Raw genomic sequence first — 17,258 nt, 5'->3', positions numbered from 1 at the left:
CGGGTTGGGCGGTGCCGGGGACCCCTGAGCGGCGGGCGCCGAGCGGTCATGTCCACCACTCAACGCCGGTCTGACCGTGTCGAACACCCTCGACACGGGATTTCGACACGGTCAGACCGGCCCCAGCGCCTCTCGGGGGCCGACTACGACAGGCGGGCGGACAGCCTGTGGAGTTCGTCGAGGATCACGTTCCAGCGGAAGGGCTGATCGTCGTGAGCTGGTCGCAGCGCCTCGGTGGCGGTGAGGCGTACGCCGTGGTCGGCGAGGAGCCGCAGGTGGGCGTCGAACGCGGGGTGGCGGGCGAGGGTGGGTTTGACGTACGGGGAGACGATGATCGGCATGCCTGCGCCGAGAGCTTCGTTGAGGATGCCGAGGGCCAGACTGTCGTTGATGCCGGTGGCCCACTTGTTGATGGTGTTGAACGTCGCCGGAACGACCGCGACGGCATCGGCGCGTGGCAGGACGCTCGGTTCGTCAGGATGCCGCTGCCGGTAGCTGACGGGCCTGCCCGTAACGGCGGCCAGCCGATCGTTGGGAAGCCAGGTGTGCGCGGTTTCGGTCGCGATGACGTACACATCCCAGCCGTCGCGCCGCACCGCCTCGACCAGCTCGACGATGCGGCGGGCCGGTGGCGCGGCACAGACCACCAGGTAGAGCAGACGGGCATTCGCGGATCCGGACGTCACGCGGCGATTCCGGCGCGTTCGGCGAGTGCCCGCAGGCCGGGGGTGACGGCGCGCCGCTCACGGGTGAGCAGGTCGCCGATCAGATGGCGCGTCCGGCCGTGCACGTGCACCGTCTGCGGCGCGATGCGTTCGGCTTCGAGCAGGTGCAGCACGGCTGCGGGATCGTTGCCGGGCGAGCAGGCGTAGGCGGCGGCGAGGTCGAGGTGGACCCGGGCGCGGCGGCTCACCAGGGCCGCCGGCAGCGACGAGGTGTCGAGCTGTTCTCCAAGGTGGATCGCCAGCTGAGGCTGGTCCGTTCGGGCGGCGATGCTGATGCGGTGGATCATCACGTTCGTCGGACCGAACCCGGTCCACAGGTCGTTACGATCGGCGCCGAGCCGCCGGGCCAGGGCGTTCGCGTCGTCGAGGTGCCGCTCGACAGCGGCGGGCTGGGCCTGCCGGGCGGCGATCAGCGCCGCGAGCAGAGTCAACGCCCCGTGGGCCGACAGGACACGCGGACCCGTCGACGCGGAGTCCCTCGTGTCCGTCACACCATCGAGAGCGGCCAGCACCACCTCCTCGGCATCGCCGACGCGGTCCGGCATCGCCAGCAGCGCAGTACCCACCGAGAACGCCGCCGCAGCGACGAGCGCAACATCCTCGGCCTGCTCGGCGGCGACACGAGCGGCACGGTCCGCCGCCACCCAGGCAAGGCTGGGATCGCCGAGTTTCACGGTGAGTTTGGCGGCGGCGAGATTCGCCGCCGCCAGCGACCCGACGGCCAGGGCGCGCTGCGTGCCGGTGCAGGTCCGGGTCAACAGGTTCGCCTGCTCGAACGTGTCGGGCAACGCCCGGACCGCCTCGGCATAGTTGCCACGCTGGTAAAGGCTATGGAGATGGGCCACCCGCTGACGGACCTCCGAAAGCGTGAGAGGCTCGACCGGCTGTTTCGGTGCGGCAGGTGCGAGCAGGTGCCGGCGCAGCTCGGCCAGCAGTCGCGACCTGGCATCGTGGTCGGCTTCCTCGCCACGGCCTGCTACCGCGTTGACGACTGAGACCTGCCCGGTTCGTGTGGTGCGGCCCGCCTCCGGGCGCTCGCCGTGGAACCGGTCCGGCGGGCGTCGATTGTCGCCGACTTCGCCGTACCTTTCGCCTGTGGCCTCGCCGGCTGCCATCACCGCCTCGGGTACCGCTCCCCACCGCGCCCGCTGTGCCGCCTCGGCCTGCTGTGCCTGGAACCGGGACTGGAGGTGTCGGTAGGCGTCGTAGGCGGCGAGTAGCTCGCCCTGGGCGTCCAGCAGGGTGTCGCACTGCAGCCAGAAGATCCGGTCCACGACCTGCCGGCCCCGCTCGACCATTCCCAGGGTGCTGCGCGTCGTGTGCACCTGGCGTGCGAGGGCTTCCTGAATGAGTCCCCTCGACCTACGCAGGGCGGCGAGCTTACGGCCGAGATCGTCCCTGGCCTGTTGAAGATCCTGGCGATCAATCATGGGCTCGCCTTTCCGTTCGCATCGACCTGCGTCGAGCCGACTGTTGCGGCGCCCCGACGCACGGCGATTCGACGTTAGCGGATCGCACGCGACCTGGGCGTGGAGCTGGTGCGAATGGCGTGCTGGCCTGGCAGAGAGGGCGCCTGTGTCGAAAACCGGGGGGGGGGAGCGGGGTTGGCACCTCGAACGTCAGCCACGATCACGGCGGAACACACTTCAGCCATCCCCACTCCCGGCCCAACGGGCACGGCAACCTCAGCCTGCCGCCGTCACCGACAGACACCCCGGACACGATGTGCGAGTTCGGTGGGCATCGGCCCTCTTCGACGAGCGCGGAAGAGCGTGCGGTGATGCCCATAAAGGGCGCGCGGCGCCAGCCCTGCCGCAAGGGCTTTCGGCGGTTCAGTAGCCCCACCGGTGCCGGACGCGGGTTTCGCGTACCGGGATTTCGGGGTGGGGACTTCGGGTTCGTCGCCTACGCCGACACCGACACCGCCCAGGACGTCCTGGTCCGCGTTGTCGGTGGCGACACCGACCCGGGAGCCCAGACCGCCCCCCTCGCACGCGCCCGCGAGTTGTGGTGGCTCTCCCGCGCCGTACGGGCCAAGTACACCGCCATCTCCCGCGCCGTGCCGCTGCTGCTCGCCGGGTACGCCGGCGCCGCCACCACCGCAGCCCTGGCGATCTGGGCCCGGTGACCACGATGACCGCGACCACCACCCTCGTCGTGCAGGACCCCGTCGACGCCTACGAACTGTTCGCCCACGCCCGCACCGTGCTCAGGCTGCCCCTGGACGGCCGATGGCACCTGGTCGACCACGGCCGCGTCCACATGCTGCAAACCCTGCCCGGACAGGGCGCACCGGCCCTGGCCAGCGTGCACCTCCCCGTCGACGGCAGCCGGCACCCCGGCGAGCCCCACGCCGGCATCCCCGGCGGCTACGCCCTGCTCGCCTTCACCACCGACGGCGGCGACACCAACAGGACCCAGCGCCGGCACCGCGACCTCGCCGGCCAGGCTAGTGCGTGGCTGACCCACCGACGGCTTCGCTGGACCTGGTCACACGCCGACGGGCCCTTCACGACCAACCACGCCGATCTTGCGACCAGGGGCCAAATAGTTGATCTTTTTGGGGGTCTGCGCGGTCCCTGATCGCTGCCACGGTGGTTGACCGCTGTGAGTCGATCTCCTCTGAGCATCGGCGAGCTGGTCGAGCACTGGACCCTTGTCCCTGCTGAGCTGGACCTGGTTGCGTCCAAGCATGGCGAGATACGGCCGGGTTCGCGCTGTTGCGGAGGTTCTACGACCGGTACGGCCGCTTCCCGCGAGGTTGGGCAGATCTGCGCCCGGAGGCGATGGACTTCGCCTCTCGCCAGGTCAAGGCGGAGCCGGGTTACTTGGCGTTCTACGGAGACCAGGGCCAGCGGATCCATCACACCCCCAATCGGCTAGATCAACCCGACAACGCACCCAGAATCCAATCCACGGATTCAGGCTAAGGTCCGGTCCGGCAGCGGAACAGGGGCGCAGGACCTGCGGCAGGGTGGGGCGAGCGCCCCACCCTGCCGTTGAACTCAGCCGATCTGCAGGGTCACGTCGTCCAGCACGAAGCTGGTCTGCAGGTAGGCGTCCTCGGTGCCGGTGAAGGTCAGCGTGACCGTCTGGCCGGCGTACGCGCCGAGGTTGACGGTGCGCTGCGTGTAGCCCGTGGCAGCGTTCATGTTGGACAGCGACGCCACGGTGGTGCCGTTGGCCTTGATCGTGAACACGTCGTAGGCGAGCGCCCCGTACTCGCTCGTGTCGATGTGCAGCCAGTAGGTCAGTACCGCACTGGTGCAGCCCGACGGGATGGTGACGGTCTGGCTGATGGCCTCGGTCGCGGTGTAGCCGTATCCGCCGAGCCACGCGTACCGGGTGCCGCTGCGCGGCACCTGCCCGATAGAGGTGCCGATCGCGCCGGTGGAGCCGGTCCACGGCGAGGTGCCGCTTTCGAACCCGCCGTTGAGGATCAGCTGGGCGGCGGTGCAGCCGCCCGGTCCGCCGGTCACGGTCAGCGTGTACGTGGTGCTGTGCGACACCGACCCCGTGCCGGTGATGGTGATGGTGTAGGTGCCGCCGGCCACCGACGAGCCGACCGCGATGGTGGCGGTCGACGAGCTGCCGGAGGTGACCGACGACGGGCTGAACGAGACCGTTACGCCCGTGGGGGCGCCGCTGGCGGTCAGGGTCACCGTCTGGGCGCTGCCCGAGGTGGTGGCGGTGCCGACGGTGGTCGTGGTGCTGGACCCCGCGTTCACGGTGCCCGACGAGGGGCTGGCCGAGATCGAGAAGTCGTTGGTCGGCGTCGAGGTGCCGACCGCCCGGTTCCACAGCGTGTAGGCGATGCCGTCGGCAGCCCGGTTCAGCGCGGTGGCGTCGATGTTGCTGAGGGTGTCGCACGAGGAGTGGTAGCAGGAGTCGTAGGACTGACCGGCCGTGCCGCCCCACTTCGACGCCTGGGCCGACGTCTTGGTGGCGCTGGCGCCCATCGCGTAACCGGAGGTCGGGATGCCCGCGTTCTGGAACGAGTAGTCGTCGGAACGGCCCTGGCCCTCGACGTTCTCCTCCGGCTGCAGGCTGAGGGAGTCCCAGTACGCCTTCATCGGCTGCGACGCGGTCGAGGTGATGTTGTTGATGAAGTAGCCGCCGTTCTTCGACGCGATCATGTCGAAGTTGTAGTAGGCCTTGATCGCCGTTCGCTGGGTACTGGTCAGCGAGTTGACGTAGAACTTGGAGCCGTTGAGGCCCTGTTCCTCGTCGGTCCACCAGCCGAAGCGGACCTTGTTCAGCATGGTCGGGTTCTGCGCGGCCAGCGCGAGGGCGACCTCGAGCAGCGCCGCCGAGCCGGAGCCGTTGTCGTTGATGCCCGGACCGACCGAGACGCCGTCCAGGTGGGCGCCGAACATGTAGACGTTGCTCGCGTTACCGCCCGGCCACTCGGCGATCAGGTTCGGGCCTGCACCGCTGGTGCAGCCGGAGGTGCAGGGCTGCTCGGTGACGGTGAAGCCGGCGGCCTGCAGCTTGCCCTTGACGTACGCCACCGACTGCAGGTAGCCCTGGCCGGTCGAGCGGCGGGTGCCGCCGTTATTGGTGGCGATGGTGCTGAGCTGTGTCAGGTGCGCCTGCACGTTGGCGACGTCGATGTCCGGCGCGGTGCCACCGGGGGTGCCGCCGTTGACCGTGAGCGTGTACTGCGCGGTGTGGGTGATCGAACCGGTGCCGGTCACGGTGATGGTGTACGTGCCCGCAGCCGCACTGGAGGTGGTCGCCACCGTCATCGTGGAGCTGTTGCCCGACGTCACCGACGTCGGGCTGAACGACACGGTGACCCCCGACGGGGCACCCGAGGAGGTCAGCGACACGGTCTGCGCGCTGCCGGAGACGGTCGCGGTGTTGACCGTCGCGGTGACCGAGGAGCCCGCGTTGACGCTGCCCGAGGTGGGGCTGACCGAGACGGAGAAGTCGGTGCTGGAACCGGTGCAGGTCGGGTCGCCGGTCTGGGCCGGGACCGCGACCGCGTTCCACGCGTCCTTGGTCCGGTTGAACAGGACGCACGAGGAGTCCAGGTTCTTCGCGGCGGTCAGGGTCGCGGTGCGGTACTTCTTGTGGGTCATGCCGGAGGTCTTCAGCAGCATGCCGCCGTAGAAGATCTTTCCGGCGGACTGGATGCCCACGCCGGTGACCGACGACGGGCCGCCCGAGCAGATGGGGCTGTTCGGCTTGCCGCCGCCCGGCGCGCTGCCCTCGGCGAGCAGGTAGAACCAGTGGTTGAGCGGACCTGCGGCCGCGTGTACCTCCGTGTTCGGGATCGACGAGGAGTAGCAGTTCGGGTGGCCGCCGACCAGCGAGGGGTTGTACATGTTGCGGATCGGGCCGTCGCCGACGAGGTCGATCTCCTCACCGACCAGGTAGTCGGGTTCGTCGTAGGCGCTGGACTGGTTGGCGTATGCCTCGGTCAGGGCGCCGAAGATGTCGCCGGTGGCTTCGCCGAGGCCGGCTTCGGAGCTGGTGCCGCCGGGGGTGTTCTGGTCCATGCCGTGGCCGAACTCGTGACCCACCACATCCATCGAGGAGATCCAGTTGCCTGCCGAGTTCTTGCCGATCGTGATCGTCGAGCCGTCCCAGTAGGCGTTCTGCTCGTTCAGGCCGACCTTGATCGGCCAGCTGCCGCCGTTGCCGTTGTGCCCGTTGCGGCCCAGCCAGGCCGACAGCATGTCCCATTCCTTCTGCGCCGAGTACAGTGCGTCGACGCAGCCGGTCTCCTTGCTTGTGCCCACTCCGTTGCCCCAGCTGTCGTCGGCGCCGGAGAAGACGGTGCTGGTGCTGTAGTCCTGGCAGTTCAGGCCGGTGCGCGTGGTGTCGCGCAGGTAGTACGTGCTGCCCGACTGCGACGTGGTGATCGACAGTGGGCTGGGCCCGTTCCACTTGCCGGTGCCGGAACCGGCCGCGGCGTCCTCCTGCTTGGCCAGCACCTGGCCGTTGCGCGCGTCCACGAAGACATGCAGGTGGCTGGGCGCCGAGGCGGTGCGCCCGGCGACGACGACCTCCCACGCGAGTCGCGCGGTGCTGTCCTTGACGTGCACCACGAGGGTGCGCGACTCGACCTGGTCGACCTTGGTGAGCAGGCCCTTGGCGGTCTGCTCGGCGCGGTCGGCGGCGACCGTCGGCACGACGGAGACGTTGATCTTCGTCTTGGTGGCGGCCGAGATCGCCCGGATGGCGCCCCGGCCGTCGGCGAGTACGGCGGCGTCGCCGCCGACCACCGGCAGGCCCCGGTAGGTGCGCTCGTAGGCAATGGAGAACAGGCCGTCCACCCACGGGATCACCATGCGACGGTCGTACTGCTCGAAGGGGCCTTTCGCCAGCGCGTCGTGACCGCCGTCGGCAGCGCGGTCGGCTGCAGAGATCGCCAGCGACAGCGGGCTCTGCGCAACCGTGGGTGTAGGGGGCGGGGTGGCTGCGGTCGACTGGGTGGCCACCCCGGTCACGGTGCCCAGGGTAAGCGCAACCGCGACAGCGGCCGCCATGGCAGTTCTTCGATACATCGCAATCCTCCCGCCGAGATGGGTTGAGGGGTGTGGCAGCAGGGCCCGTGTTGATGGGATCTCCGGCAACCGGTGACAGCTCGGCTTTGGCGATGACACTAGGAACGGCGGAGGCTGGCCGAAATCAGGGCAACCCCTTGCTCTGGTGCGCGAAGGACCGTCGGGCGCACTATGATCCGGTGCCAGATTCTGCGACGGCAGTGAATGCGCATCAGGGGGCCACCGGCACCATGCTGCCGGTGGTACCGGGCGTCGTGCGCGGCGCCCGTCGGGTGGTGCTGTTCGGTCCGCCCGGGATCGGCAAGACCGCTGCGGCCGGTGTACTCGGGCAGCAGCTGGGCATGCCTGTCCTAAGGCTGGCTCCGAGCCCACAGGACGCCCAGGTCCCCTACACCGGACTGCTCGAACTCGCACTGGCCCTCCAACCGCTGCCGGCCGCGCGGGAACTCGCGACCGGAATCGACAAGGCCGTCGGAGTGCCGGGCTCTGCCGATCCCGCCGGGACCGCTCTACGGCTGCGCCGGTTGACCGCCACCCTGCTGCTGGACACCCCGCCTCTGACACTGGTGGTGGACAACGCCCAGTGGCTGGATACGGCCAGCGCGGCCGTCTTGCGTTGGGCACTGCGCCTGGCTCCCGACCTTCCCGTCATAGCCGCAGAGCGAATCTGGCGCCCGGGGAGCGAAGGCCACTGGTGCGGCGAGGACCCCTGTGCGGTACGCATCCCGGCGCTGACACCCGATCAGGTCGCAACCCTGCTGTCGCCGTACCGGCTAACCCCCTACGAGGTCACGCAGACCCACATCCGCAGCGGAGGGAACCCGGCCCTAGCCCTCGCATTCGCCGGGGCCCGCAGCCGCGCCACCGACCTGCCGGCCGCTCAGGGTCTCGTAGACGACCTGGTCCTGCCGCCGGCCGCCCGCCGACTGGTGAACGAATGGCTGGGCACTGTGTCGGCCGAAGTTCAGGAACTGTTGACGGTCGCCGCACTCGACGACCGGCCCGACCGCGAACTGCTGAGCCGCCTCGCCGGCCCGCCCGCCGAAAACCTTCTCGCAGAGGCCGAGGCAGCCGGACTGATCAACATCGGGCAGGTCGACGGGAAGATCCGGTTCGCCGCCGCCGCGATCGGTGCCGAACTCGCGGCCCGACCGCCGGTCGCCACACGCAGGCTCCTGCACGCCCGCCTGGCCGAAGCCAGCCGCGACAGCATCCGCCGCGACCGTCACACCACGCTGGCGGCCGACACCAACGACCCGCAGTCGGCCGACTGCGCCGACCGCGCCGCCGCCCGCGCCCGGCTGCGCGGAGAACCCGCACTAGCGGCCGAGCTCTCCCTGCTCGCCGCCGAACGTACCCCGGAGACCGACGCCGACCTGCTCACCGAACGGGCGCTGACCGCCGTACGCGACGCCGCCCACAACGGCGACCTGCCCCGCGGCCAGGCTGCCGTCCGCCTCGTCCTGAACCACGACAGCAGCCCCGCCAACCGCGTCAACGCCCTCATCGCCCTGATCGACTCAGGCGGACAGCACCTGTACAACGGCGACAAGCTGTTCGCCGACGCACTTCACGAAGCGGCCGGACATCCGGACCTGACCGCGCAGATCCTCGTCCGCCAGGCGATCTGGGCCAACGTCAACGGCGATCCCGACCGGGCGTGCGCCCAGGCTGCCCGGGCCGCCAGCCTCGCCCGGAGCGCTGGCGACACCGCCACCACCGCCATGGCCCTCACGATGCAGGCCCGCATCCAACGCATCCTCGGCCGCCCCCAAGCCGAGACCACGCTCGGCCACGCCCTGTCCCTGCCACGCAGCACTCACATCCCCGTCAACGCCAGGCCCGAACAGCTCTCCGCCCGGCACGCCATCTTCGACGACCGTCTGGACGAAGCCCGCAGCGCACTGCTGCCTCTGCTCGTCGAAGCCGAGCGGACCGGAGACGCCGAAGCCACCGTGGATGTCCTGCGTAGCCTCGCCGAAGTCGAGATCCGCGCCGGACGGTGCGGACTGGCCCTCGACTACGCCGGCCGCGCCCTGTCGCTTACCGACAGAGCCGCCTTGGACCCCGCACCAACGTGCTACACCTCCGCCCTGGTCGAGGGCACCGCCTCGTGCACCGACTCCGCCCTCGCTCACGCACGCCGCGGGGCGGACACCTCCCGCCGGGAGGACAACAAAGTCTTCCTCTCCCGAAACCTCTTCGTCCTCGGACATCTTCTCCTGGTCACCGGGCGTCCGAAAGAAGCCCTGGAGGCGCTGGAAGAGGTCCGTACGCTTGAGAAGCGCCAGCAGGTCCGCGACCCGTCCGTCCTGCGCTGGCACGCCGACCTCGCCCAAGCCCTCATCTCCCTCGGCTACCTCGACCAAGCCCGCAAACTGCTGACCGATACCCGTCGCACCGCGACTGATCTAGATAGAAGCTGCGTCCTCCCCGTGCTCGACCGCTCCCAGGCACTCCTGGAAGCCACCCTGGGCAACTACGATGCGGCCGCCGACCTCCTCACCGCAGCAGCCGACCACCTCCGCCACCTGCCCATCGAACACGGTCGAACCCTCCTGGCCCTCAGCCACACCGAACGACGCGGACGCCGACGCGCCAGCGCCCGCACCGCGGCGCAGAGCGCCGCCGACCTCTTCAGCACGCACCAGGCACACCCCTGGATCGAAGCCGCCACCCGCACCCTCCACCAACTGGAGCCCGTCCCCGCGCACAGCAGTACGCTCCCCTGCCTCACCTCCGCCGAACAGCGCTGCGTCGAGCTCGCCGCCAGCGGAGCGACCAACCGCGACATCGCCACCGCCCTCACCATCAGTGTCAAAACAGTCGAAGCAAACCTCACCCGCGTCTACCGGAAGCTCGGCATCCACTCACGCGTCCAACTCGCGCACCTTGCAGCCCTGACGGCAGCGCCGGCAGAAGCCCTGCAGCCCGGCCTGGCGCATCAGCCTGGCAACGCGTTTGCGCCCACTTCCGACTCCGGTGCCCAGGCGTAACTCGGCGTGCGGCGTAAAGGAGCGGGTTGGGCGAGGATCGCACGTGCTTCCCCGGACAGCATCCTCGCTACGTCAAGTCGCAAAATGCCGTGACGAGGATTTAGAATCGAGAAAGTTGACACAAAAAGCAACAGAGGCGGCCGGTTTGCTACTGTAACCGCCAGCAACGGAGCGCAGCAGCTATCCAATGCGACCAACAAACAGAGGTAATGAACGGCTGAATCGCAGGCAGTCGGCCTACCGACATGCATAGATGACGGTCTTAGGAAACCGATGCTCTATCCCCTGAGCTACGAGGGCGCGAGCGCCTAGTCTAGCGACGTGGGGGTTCACCTGGGGTGGCAGGGAGTGGCCCCCGTTCACCCACGTCACCCGGACCGCCGTTCTCCCAGCCCAGGACCACACCCGGCGCACACGAACCCCGGTTCGCGACCGGCGGTCGGCCATGGTGACCCACGTTGGCACCGGTTCACCCCGGTCGGCATCCGCTGGAGGAGTCTCCAGGTGACCCCGGTTGATCTTGGCGGGCAGAATGAAGTGTCCGGCGCGATGGGGTCGCGTCGGGGAGCGGACCGCCGCCGGCGTCGACTGTCTGGGGCGTCACGCTGGCACGCCGCACCGGCCATCCACGATCCTCGCCACACCTTGGCGACGGTCAGCGGGGAACCATGCGTCAGCTGTCGAGGCCTGCGAGGTTGAGGCGTTCGAGCAAACTGGGCTTGCGGGCGTGCGCCACCCGTAGCTCGGCCAGCTGGTGCTGGAACGACGAACTGTCCCCGTCGCGTTCGCTGAGTTCGCGCAGGTCGACGAGGAGTTGCACGGCGGTGTCGTACTCGCGGGGTTTCTTCGTGGCGATGAGCTCGTCGACTCGCTGCCAGGCGGCGGGTTGGTCGACTGCGAGGGTGTCGAGGTGCCGTTGCCGGGCTGCTGCGGCGGACCGTTCGCGGCGAATCCGGTCGCGTTCGCGTTGCTCGGCGTCCCGTCGTTCCCGTTCGGCGCGCAACTCCGCGGCGGTGGCGAGCAGTTCCCCGGCGGTACGGGCGGCTGCCGGGGTGGGCGTATCAGTGCGGTGTGCGTCGCGGTAGCGGCGCAGCAGCCGGTTGCGCAGTTGGCTGTCGCCGCCGGTGATCAGGTCGGTCAAGATGGCGTCCTTGTCCCGCGCGGACAGCCCGACGACCCAGGTGCGTAGTTGCGCAGCGGTCGGTTCGCCGGAGGTGGCCGGCGCCGATCCGGCCGCCGCGGCCGCGATCAGGTCGGGGTCGATGCGTAGGAACTCGGCGACGGCGGTGAGGGACGCGTCGAGGGTCCCCAGCCGGGCGGGGACGGGCGGTTCAGGCTCGTCGTCGGCGATCTCGGCGGACTGTACGCAGCGCAGCCAGGCCAGGTAGAGCAGGCGCAGGTCGCCGGCGGCGAGGCGGGCCCGGACCGGGATGATGGAGGCGAGGAGGCCGTGACCGTCGAGGTCCCACTCATCGGTGCCGTCCTCGTCCTCGTCGTGGAGGTCGATGATGACGTGCTTGCCGGCGGTCCACGCGGATGCACTGTCACCTTGGCAGTACTGGGAGACGGTGGCGGGGTCGAGCACGTGTTTCGGTAGTCGCAGCATGAGCTGGCGGGTGCCCCAGTTCGCCAGGTACAGGTGCGCGTCGAAGTACCGTTCCATCAGCGTGCGCGGGTTGCCCTTGAAGTTGCCCCACTCGTAGGTGTTGACGAAGCTGGTGGCAGTGATGTCGGCCCGGGTGGACAGCGACCGCAGCTCGGCCCGCTCGCGGCCGGTGAGGGGTCGGTCGACGGCGGTGAATTCGTAGTACTGGTACTCGCTCATGGTGGCCTACCTCCCGGCCCAGTGCCGGTAGGCGTCGACCCACGCGGCACCGTCCGGCATAGGGGTGGGTAGCGGAAGGTCGAGAAGACCGACCCGTTGCCGGTGGCGGCCTCGGGCGCAGACCGCGACGATGCTGTCCGCGGTCAGGTCGATCTTCTGCACGGTGGCCTCGACGCCGAGGACGGTGGTGGTGAACGGCACCGCCAGATGCTCCTCGATCATGGCGAACAGGCCGGCACGCTGGTCCTCGTGACCGTCCGTGTCGACGGTGGCTTCCTCGATCATCGCCTCCAGCGCGGCGGTTCCCTTCGATGCCATCGGCGGAGGATAGCGGACCGGTGTCGGGGTGTTCGGAGCCTGATGCGCGAGGATGGTCGGCATGGGTTCGGTGGCCGAGTTCGTCGATCTTCGGCGGGAGGTGAAGCGGTTACGGGCGGAGAACGCCCGGCTGGGGCGTCTGCTGGAGCTGCGCGGCCAGGACACGACTGCGGCGCCGGAGCAGTTGTCCGCTCCGGTTGAGCCGCCAGGGCTGGTCACCATGGCTTCGCCGACCCGGGACAAGCTGACGTTGTTCACCGACCGGTTCCGGGCCCGGGCCGACGTGTACGCCGTGCGGTGGGACAACGCCCGTACCGGCGCAGCCGGATGGATGCCCGCGGTCGCGGGCGGCTGGCGCAAGGGTATGGACCGGCAGGGTGCCACCTACCTGCCCCGCACGACGGAGGTCGTCGCGGCACATCTGGTCGGCGACGTGTTCATGGGCCTGTACCCGCTGATGCCCGGCAACACCTGCCACTTCGTCGTGGCCGACTTCGACGGCCCGACGGCGATGCTCGACGCCCTCGCATACGTGAAGGCGGCACGCGCCTGCGCGGTGCCCGCCGCGTTGGAGATCTCCCAGTCGGGCCGCGGAGCCCACGTGTGGGCTTTCTTCACCAGCGCTGTTCCCGCGGCCACCGCGCGGGCCGTGGGTACGGTCCTGCTGCGCGAGGCGATGGTGCTGCGCGGGTCGATGGATCTGCGGTCGTACGACCGTCTCTTCCCCAACCAGGACGTCCTTCCTGAGGGTGGCTTCGGCAACCTCATCGCCGCGCCGCTACAGGGCCGCCGCCGCAAGGATGGACTGACCACCTTCCTCGACCTCGGCACCCTCGAGCCGTACGCCGACCAGTGGGCATTTCTGTCGACACTGGACCGGCTCAGCCCCGGCGACGCCGAACAGATTGCCCGGCAGGCCAAACAATCCGTCACCGGTGCCGACATCGCAACGATCAGCCGGTCCGCCGCGACGCAGGTCCACCCTCCACTGCCTCCGGTGGTCCACGCGGAGGCCGGTGCCGGGCTGAGCATCGACGCCGGACAGCTCACCCCCGCCGCACTCGCCACGTTCAAACACGTCGCCGCCATGGCCAACCCGAAGTTCTACGAGCTGCAACGACTCCGCAAGTCCACCTGGGATACGCCACGCTTCATCCAGGGCTACGACCTCACCCTCGATGGTCGCCTGGTCCTTCCGCGCGGGCTGCGGCACACCATCGCCACGATCGTCGAGCGCGCCGGGTCGCGGCTGGCCGTCACGGACGTACGAAACTCCGGGAGCGAGATCGACATCGCTTTCACCGCCGAACTCACCGGCAGGCAAGCCAGCGCGGTCGGCGCGCTTCTCGCCCACGACGACGGGATCCTGGTCGCCCCACCGGGCTCCGGCAAGACCGTCATGGCCTGCGCCGTGATCGCCGAACGCAACACCTCCACCCTCGTCCTCGTCGACCGCAAAGCCCTCGCCGACCAGTGGCGCACCCGCATCCAACAGTTCCTCGGCATCAAGCCCGGCCAACTCGGCGGCGGCCGACGCAAGCTCACCGGCACCGTGGACATCGCCCTGCTGCCCTCCCTCGCCCGGCGCGACGACGTCGCGACCCTGACCCAGGGTTACGGGCACGTCATTGTCGACGAATGCCACCACCTCGGCGCCGCAGCCTACGAGCACTCGGTCAAACGGATCGCCGCGCAGTTCTGGCTCGGCCTCACCGCCACCCCCACCCGACGCGACGGCCTCGGACAACTCGTCACCTGGCAACTCGGACCCGTCCGCCACACCCTCACCGACGAGGAACAAGGCACCCTCGCAGCCGCGATGCACACCGACGCCGGACCCCGTCGAGCGCTGTTCATCCACGAGACCACCTTCCAACCCGGCGACATCGACCTGGACGCGCCCGGCGCGCTCGCCGAGGTGCACCGACGGCTGGCCCTCGACGAGCCCCGCAACACCCAGATCACCGACGACGTCGCCGCAGCCCTGACCCGCGGCCGCAACTGTCTCGTCCTGACCCGACGCGTCGCCCAGGTCGAGGCACTCACTGCCTTGCTCGCCGCACGCGGACACCAGCCGCTCGTGCTCCAAGGCGCGATGAGCACCCGCGAACGGCGAACCATCGTCGACCGGCTCGACGGCGCCAAAGCCGGCGACGGTCTGCTCGTCATCGGCACCACACCGTTCATCGGTGAAGGCTTCGACGCCCCCGCCCTCGACACCCTCTTCCTCGCCGGCCCGATCTCCTACGACGGCCTACTCGTTCAATGCGCCGGCCGCGTCATCCGCGCCGCGGCCGGCAAGGACCTCGCCGAGGTCCACGACTACCACGACCCAGCCACACCCATCCTTGCCGCCTCACTCCCACGCCGCATGCCCGGATACCGGGTACTCGGCTTCACCAGAACATGAGTGCATGCCATCGCGATCACCAAGACCGGTCCCGCCGGTTACAGGGATTGACAAAAGGCCAAGCGTGCTGGGCCTAGCATGGCAGGCTAACGGCCATGGGCCGGTTTCTCCGAGGATGAGCTGCACGCGGTTGTCTCCAGGTATGAGGCGATGCGGGCGGCCGCGTTGACCGAGCGGGACGAGCAGATGCGGGCGTTTCACCGGCTGGCGGCCGGTAGATCTGCAGCGGGTCACCGGATACAGCCGGGAGACGATCCGTCAGGCGCTACGACCGGAAGTCCGGCGGGCGACGAACCTCAGCCGGCGCAGGATGTCACCCCAGCCGCCAGCGGACTACCGGCCATACGGCGACCGGAAGCCCTACGTGGTGGCCGAAACCCTCGCCGCACTGCACGGTCCCACCGAAGGGACGGTGACGCTTCCGCGTCACCTCGACTGGTCAGGGCATGCCGAGTACGACCTGAACCGGCCCGCACGCCTGGCCGGCATGTACAAGGTGGTGCTCACCGAAGCCAGCACCGTCGAGGACCTGCACACCTGGCTCAATGCCGACCTGCTGCGGCGGCTCTGGCCCACCCTGTGGCTGCCACCCCAGCTCCGCCAGGACTGGGAGGGTGCCTTCCCCGAACTCGCCGCGATTTGCAGCAACGCGACGTAGCGGTGGACCCCTTCCACGAACCGCCCCGTTCGCCTAACCCGCAGATCGAACATCAAATGCCCGCGCATCGAACGCCTATGGCACCGCAAATCGAAAGCAAACGGCCTCGCAGATCAGAAATGCGGCGGTTATGATGACGCCGTGCCCACACCGCACCTAATCCCCCGCCGCGCCGCCGCGCAGGTCAACGCCGCTCTGGCGGACACCCGCGTCGTCTTGATCAGTGGGGCACGCCAAGCAGGCAAGAGCACCCTGGTTCGCCTCGTTGCCGGCGACCGTCTGGCCGAGCGCCGCGATCTTGATCGGGCTCAGGACCGGGCGGCGGCGATTGCCGATCCGGTCGGGTTCGTAGACTCCTCCGAACTCCTGGTCATCGACGAGATCCAGCGCGCTCCGGAGCTCCTGTTGGCCATCAAGGCTGCCGTCGACGAAGATCCCCGTCCTGGCCGTTACCTGCTCACCGGATCGTCTCGGCTGTTCGGCATGGTGGCTGCGCCGGACGCGCTGCCCGGTCGGATGGAAACGGTCGAGCTCTGGCCATTCTCCCAAGGCGAACTCGACGGAGCCCTGGACGGATTCATCGACGCCGTCTTCGTGCTCGGCCCGGACCTGCGACACGAGTCGAACGTGACCCGAGCCGACTACGCAGCCCGAATCGTGCGCGGCGGCCTACCCGAGGCCACCACCCGTACCGACCCGCGTCGCCGCCAACGCTTCCTCGACGCGTACGTCCAGGCGCTCATCGACCGCGACGTCCGGCAGCTGTCCGACATCCAGCACAAGGGCGAGCTACGCAAACTGGTACGCATCCTCGCGGCCAGATCCGCGACCATCATCGCCGCCAACGCCCTTGAATCCGCCCTCGGACTGAGCCGGCCGACGATCGTCCGCTACCTCCAAGCCCTGGAAGAGATCTTCCTGATCAAACGGATTCCCGGCTGGTCCCGCAACCTGGGCACCCGTGCCACCGCCGCGTCGAAGCTGATCTTCGTCGACTCGGGCATCGCCGCCAACGAAATCGCGACCGACGCCCGGGCACTGCTCCGGCCGGGTGCACCGTTCGGCCCGCTGCTCGAGTCATTTGTGCTGTCCGAGCTGTCCCGGCAGCTGACCTGGTCCGAGGAGTTCGTCGACCTGTCTCACTACCGCGACCAGAGCAGGTACGAAGTCGACGCGGTGCTCGAGACCCGAGCTGGTCAGGTGGTCGGCATCGAGGTCAAAGCAGCCAGCACCGTCGGACCCGACGACTTCCGCGGCCTACGCCGACTCGCCGACCGCCTCGGCGACGACTTCATCGTCGGCATCGTCCTCTATACCGGAACCGCCACGCTGCCGTTCGGCGACAAACTCCGCGCCATGCCGGTCAGCGCCCTATGGCAGGTTTCCGCCTCGGGCAGAGAGTAAGCTCGGCCCAGAGTGGACGCGACCCAACGCCGAGCCGAGCGCAGCACGTCGCAGTAGACAACTACGACGGTCGATGAAAAGTAGAGCTGACCAGCACTTACGCACTTCGCTGAGCTTCCGCAGGCGATCACAGCGGCGCGCACGTGCGACCGGCGCAGGACCCTGGAAAGAGAAAATCCGCAGGTCATCAGTCTGCGGACACAAACGGAGCGTCGGGTTAGGAAACCGATGCTCTATCCCCCTGAGCTACGAGGGCGCGAGGGCCCAGTCTAGCGACCTGGGGGTTCACCTGGGGTGGCAGGGAGCGACAGGCGTTCACCCACGTTGCCCGGACCGCCGTTCTCCCAGCCCAGGAGCACACCCGGAGCATACGAACCCGGTTCGCGTCAGGGGGCGGGTAGCGGCCC

10 protein-coding genes and 2 pseudogenes are annotated in these 17,258 nt (G+C 69.1%); 6 read left to right on the top strand and 6 right to left on the bottom strand.

From position 1 onward, the window contains the following. Positions 1-143: 143 nt before the first annotated feature. Together ACGFIA_RS14395 and ACGFIA_RS14390 are read right to left on the bottom strand one after the other, a co-directional pair. Positions 144-686, bottom strand: coding sequence for a flavoprotein (locus ACGFIA_RS14395; protein WP_046569670.1), 543 nt, complete (start codon positions 684-686; stop codon positions 144-146). Further along, positions 683-2,155, bottom strand: coding sequence for a helix-turn-helix transcriptional regulator (locus tag ACGFIA_RS14390; RefSeq protein ID WP_051611166.1), 1,473 nt, complete (start codon positions 2,153-2,155; stop codon positions 683-685). Before ACGFIA_RS14390 ends, ACGFIA_RS14395 begins: the two co-directional genes overlap by 4 nt. Positions 2,156-2,505: 350 nt before the next feature. Between ACGFIA_RS14390 and ACGFIA_RS14385 the strand changes: the two genes are divergently transcribed. Both ACGFIA_RS14385 and ACGFIA_RS14380 read left to right on the top strand, forming a co-directional pair. Beyond that, complete coding sequence (locus ACGFIA_RS14385; protein WP_091113588.1) at positions 2,506-2,853, top strand: hypothetical protein; 348 nt, start codon at positions 2,506-2,508, stop codon at positions 2,851-2,853. 5 nt (positions 2,854-2,858) lie between these two features. After that, positions 2,859-3,308 carry a hypothetical protein gene (locus ACGFIA_RS14380; protein ID WP_124778772.1) on the top strand — a complete coding sequence of 150 codons (450 nt, stop codon included), beginning with the start codon at positions 2,859-2,861 and terminating at the stop codon, positions 3,306-3,308. Positions 3,309-3,730: 422 nt separating this feature from the next. On the opposite strand, the gene ACGFIA_RS14375 is transcribed toward ACGFIA_RS14380, so the two are convergent. Then, positions 3,731-7,024, bottom strand: coding sequence for a M28 family peptidase (locus tag ACGFIA_RS14375; RefSeq protein ID WP_393260231.1), 3,294 nt, complete (start codon positions 7,022-7,024; stop codon positions 3,731-3,733). A 269-nt stretch (positions 7,025-7,293) separates the two neighbouring features. Between ACGFIA_RS14375 and ACGFIA_RS14370 the strand changes: the two are divergent. Continuing rightward, positions 7,294-10,125: pseudogene (locus ACGFIA_RS14370) on the top strand (LuxR C-terminal-related transcriptional regulator); the annotation flags it as partial. On the opposite strand, the gene ACGFIA_RS14365 reads toward ACGFIA_RS14370, so the two are convergent. The 3 genes from ACGFIA_RS14365 to ACGFIA_RS14355 form a co-directional block, all read right to left on the bottom strand. Beyond that, positions 10,111-10,230 carry an IS3 family transposase gene (locus tag ACGFIA_RS14365; protein WP_223201434.1) on the bottom strand — a complete coding sequence of 40 codons (120 nt, stop codon included), beginning with the start codon at positions 10,228-10,230 and terminating at the stop codon, positions 10,111-10,113. The pseudogene ACGFIA_RS14370 and the gene ACGFIA_RS14365 sit on opposite strands and share 15 nt — an antisense overlap. 679 nt (positions 10,231-10,909) lie before the next feature. Next, positions 10,910-12,061 (bottom strand): hypothetical protein, encoded by a 1,152-nt coding sequence (locus tag ACGFIA_RS14360; protein ID WP_393260228.1) that lies wholly within the window; start codon positions 12,059-12,061, stop codon positions 10,910-10,912. A gap of 6 nt (positions 12,062-12,067) precedes the next feature. Next, entirely contained in the window at positions 12,068-12,379 is a 312-nt protein-coding gene (locus ACGFIA_RS14355; RefSeq protein WP_357391122.1) for a hypothetical protein, read from the bottom strand. 61 nt (positions 12,380-12,440) lie between these two features. On the opposite strand from ACGFIA_RS14355, the gene ACGFIA_RS14350 reads away from it, so the two are divergent. From ACGFIA_RS14350 to ACGFIA_RS14340, 3 genes and pseudogenes are all read left to right on the top strand, one after another. Beyond that, positions 12,441-14,789 (top strand): DEAD/DEAH box helicase family protein, encoded by a 2,349-nt coding sequence (locus ACGFIA_RS14350; protein WP_393260225.1) that lies wholly within the window; start codon positions 12,441-12,443, stop codon positions 14,787-14,789. 150 nt (positions 14,790-14,939) lie between these two features. Further along, positions 14,940-15,447 (top strand): annotated as a pseudogene (locus ACGFIA_RS14345) (hypothetical protein). A 141-nt stretch (positions 15,448-15,588) separates the two neighbouring features. After that, a complete protein-coding gene (locus tag ACGFIA_RS14340; protein ID WP_393260222.1) occupies positions 15,589-16,851 on the top strand; it encodes an ATP-binding protein in 1,263 nt (420 codons plus the stop codon). The last annotated feature ends 407 nt before the right edge of the window (positions 16,852-17,258 follow it).

It is taken from the genome of Micromonospora sp. NPDC049203 (assembly GCF_043197215.1).
Taxonomy (GTDB): domain Bacteria; phylum Actinomycetota; class Actinomycetes; order Mycobacteriales; family Micromonosporaceae; genus Micromonospora.
The sequence above is the reverse complement of the archived record's forward strand: the minus strand, read 5'-3'. Positions and strand labels throughout refer to the sequence as shown.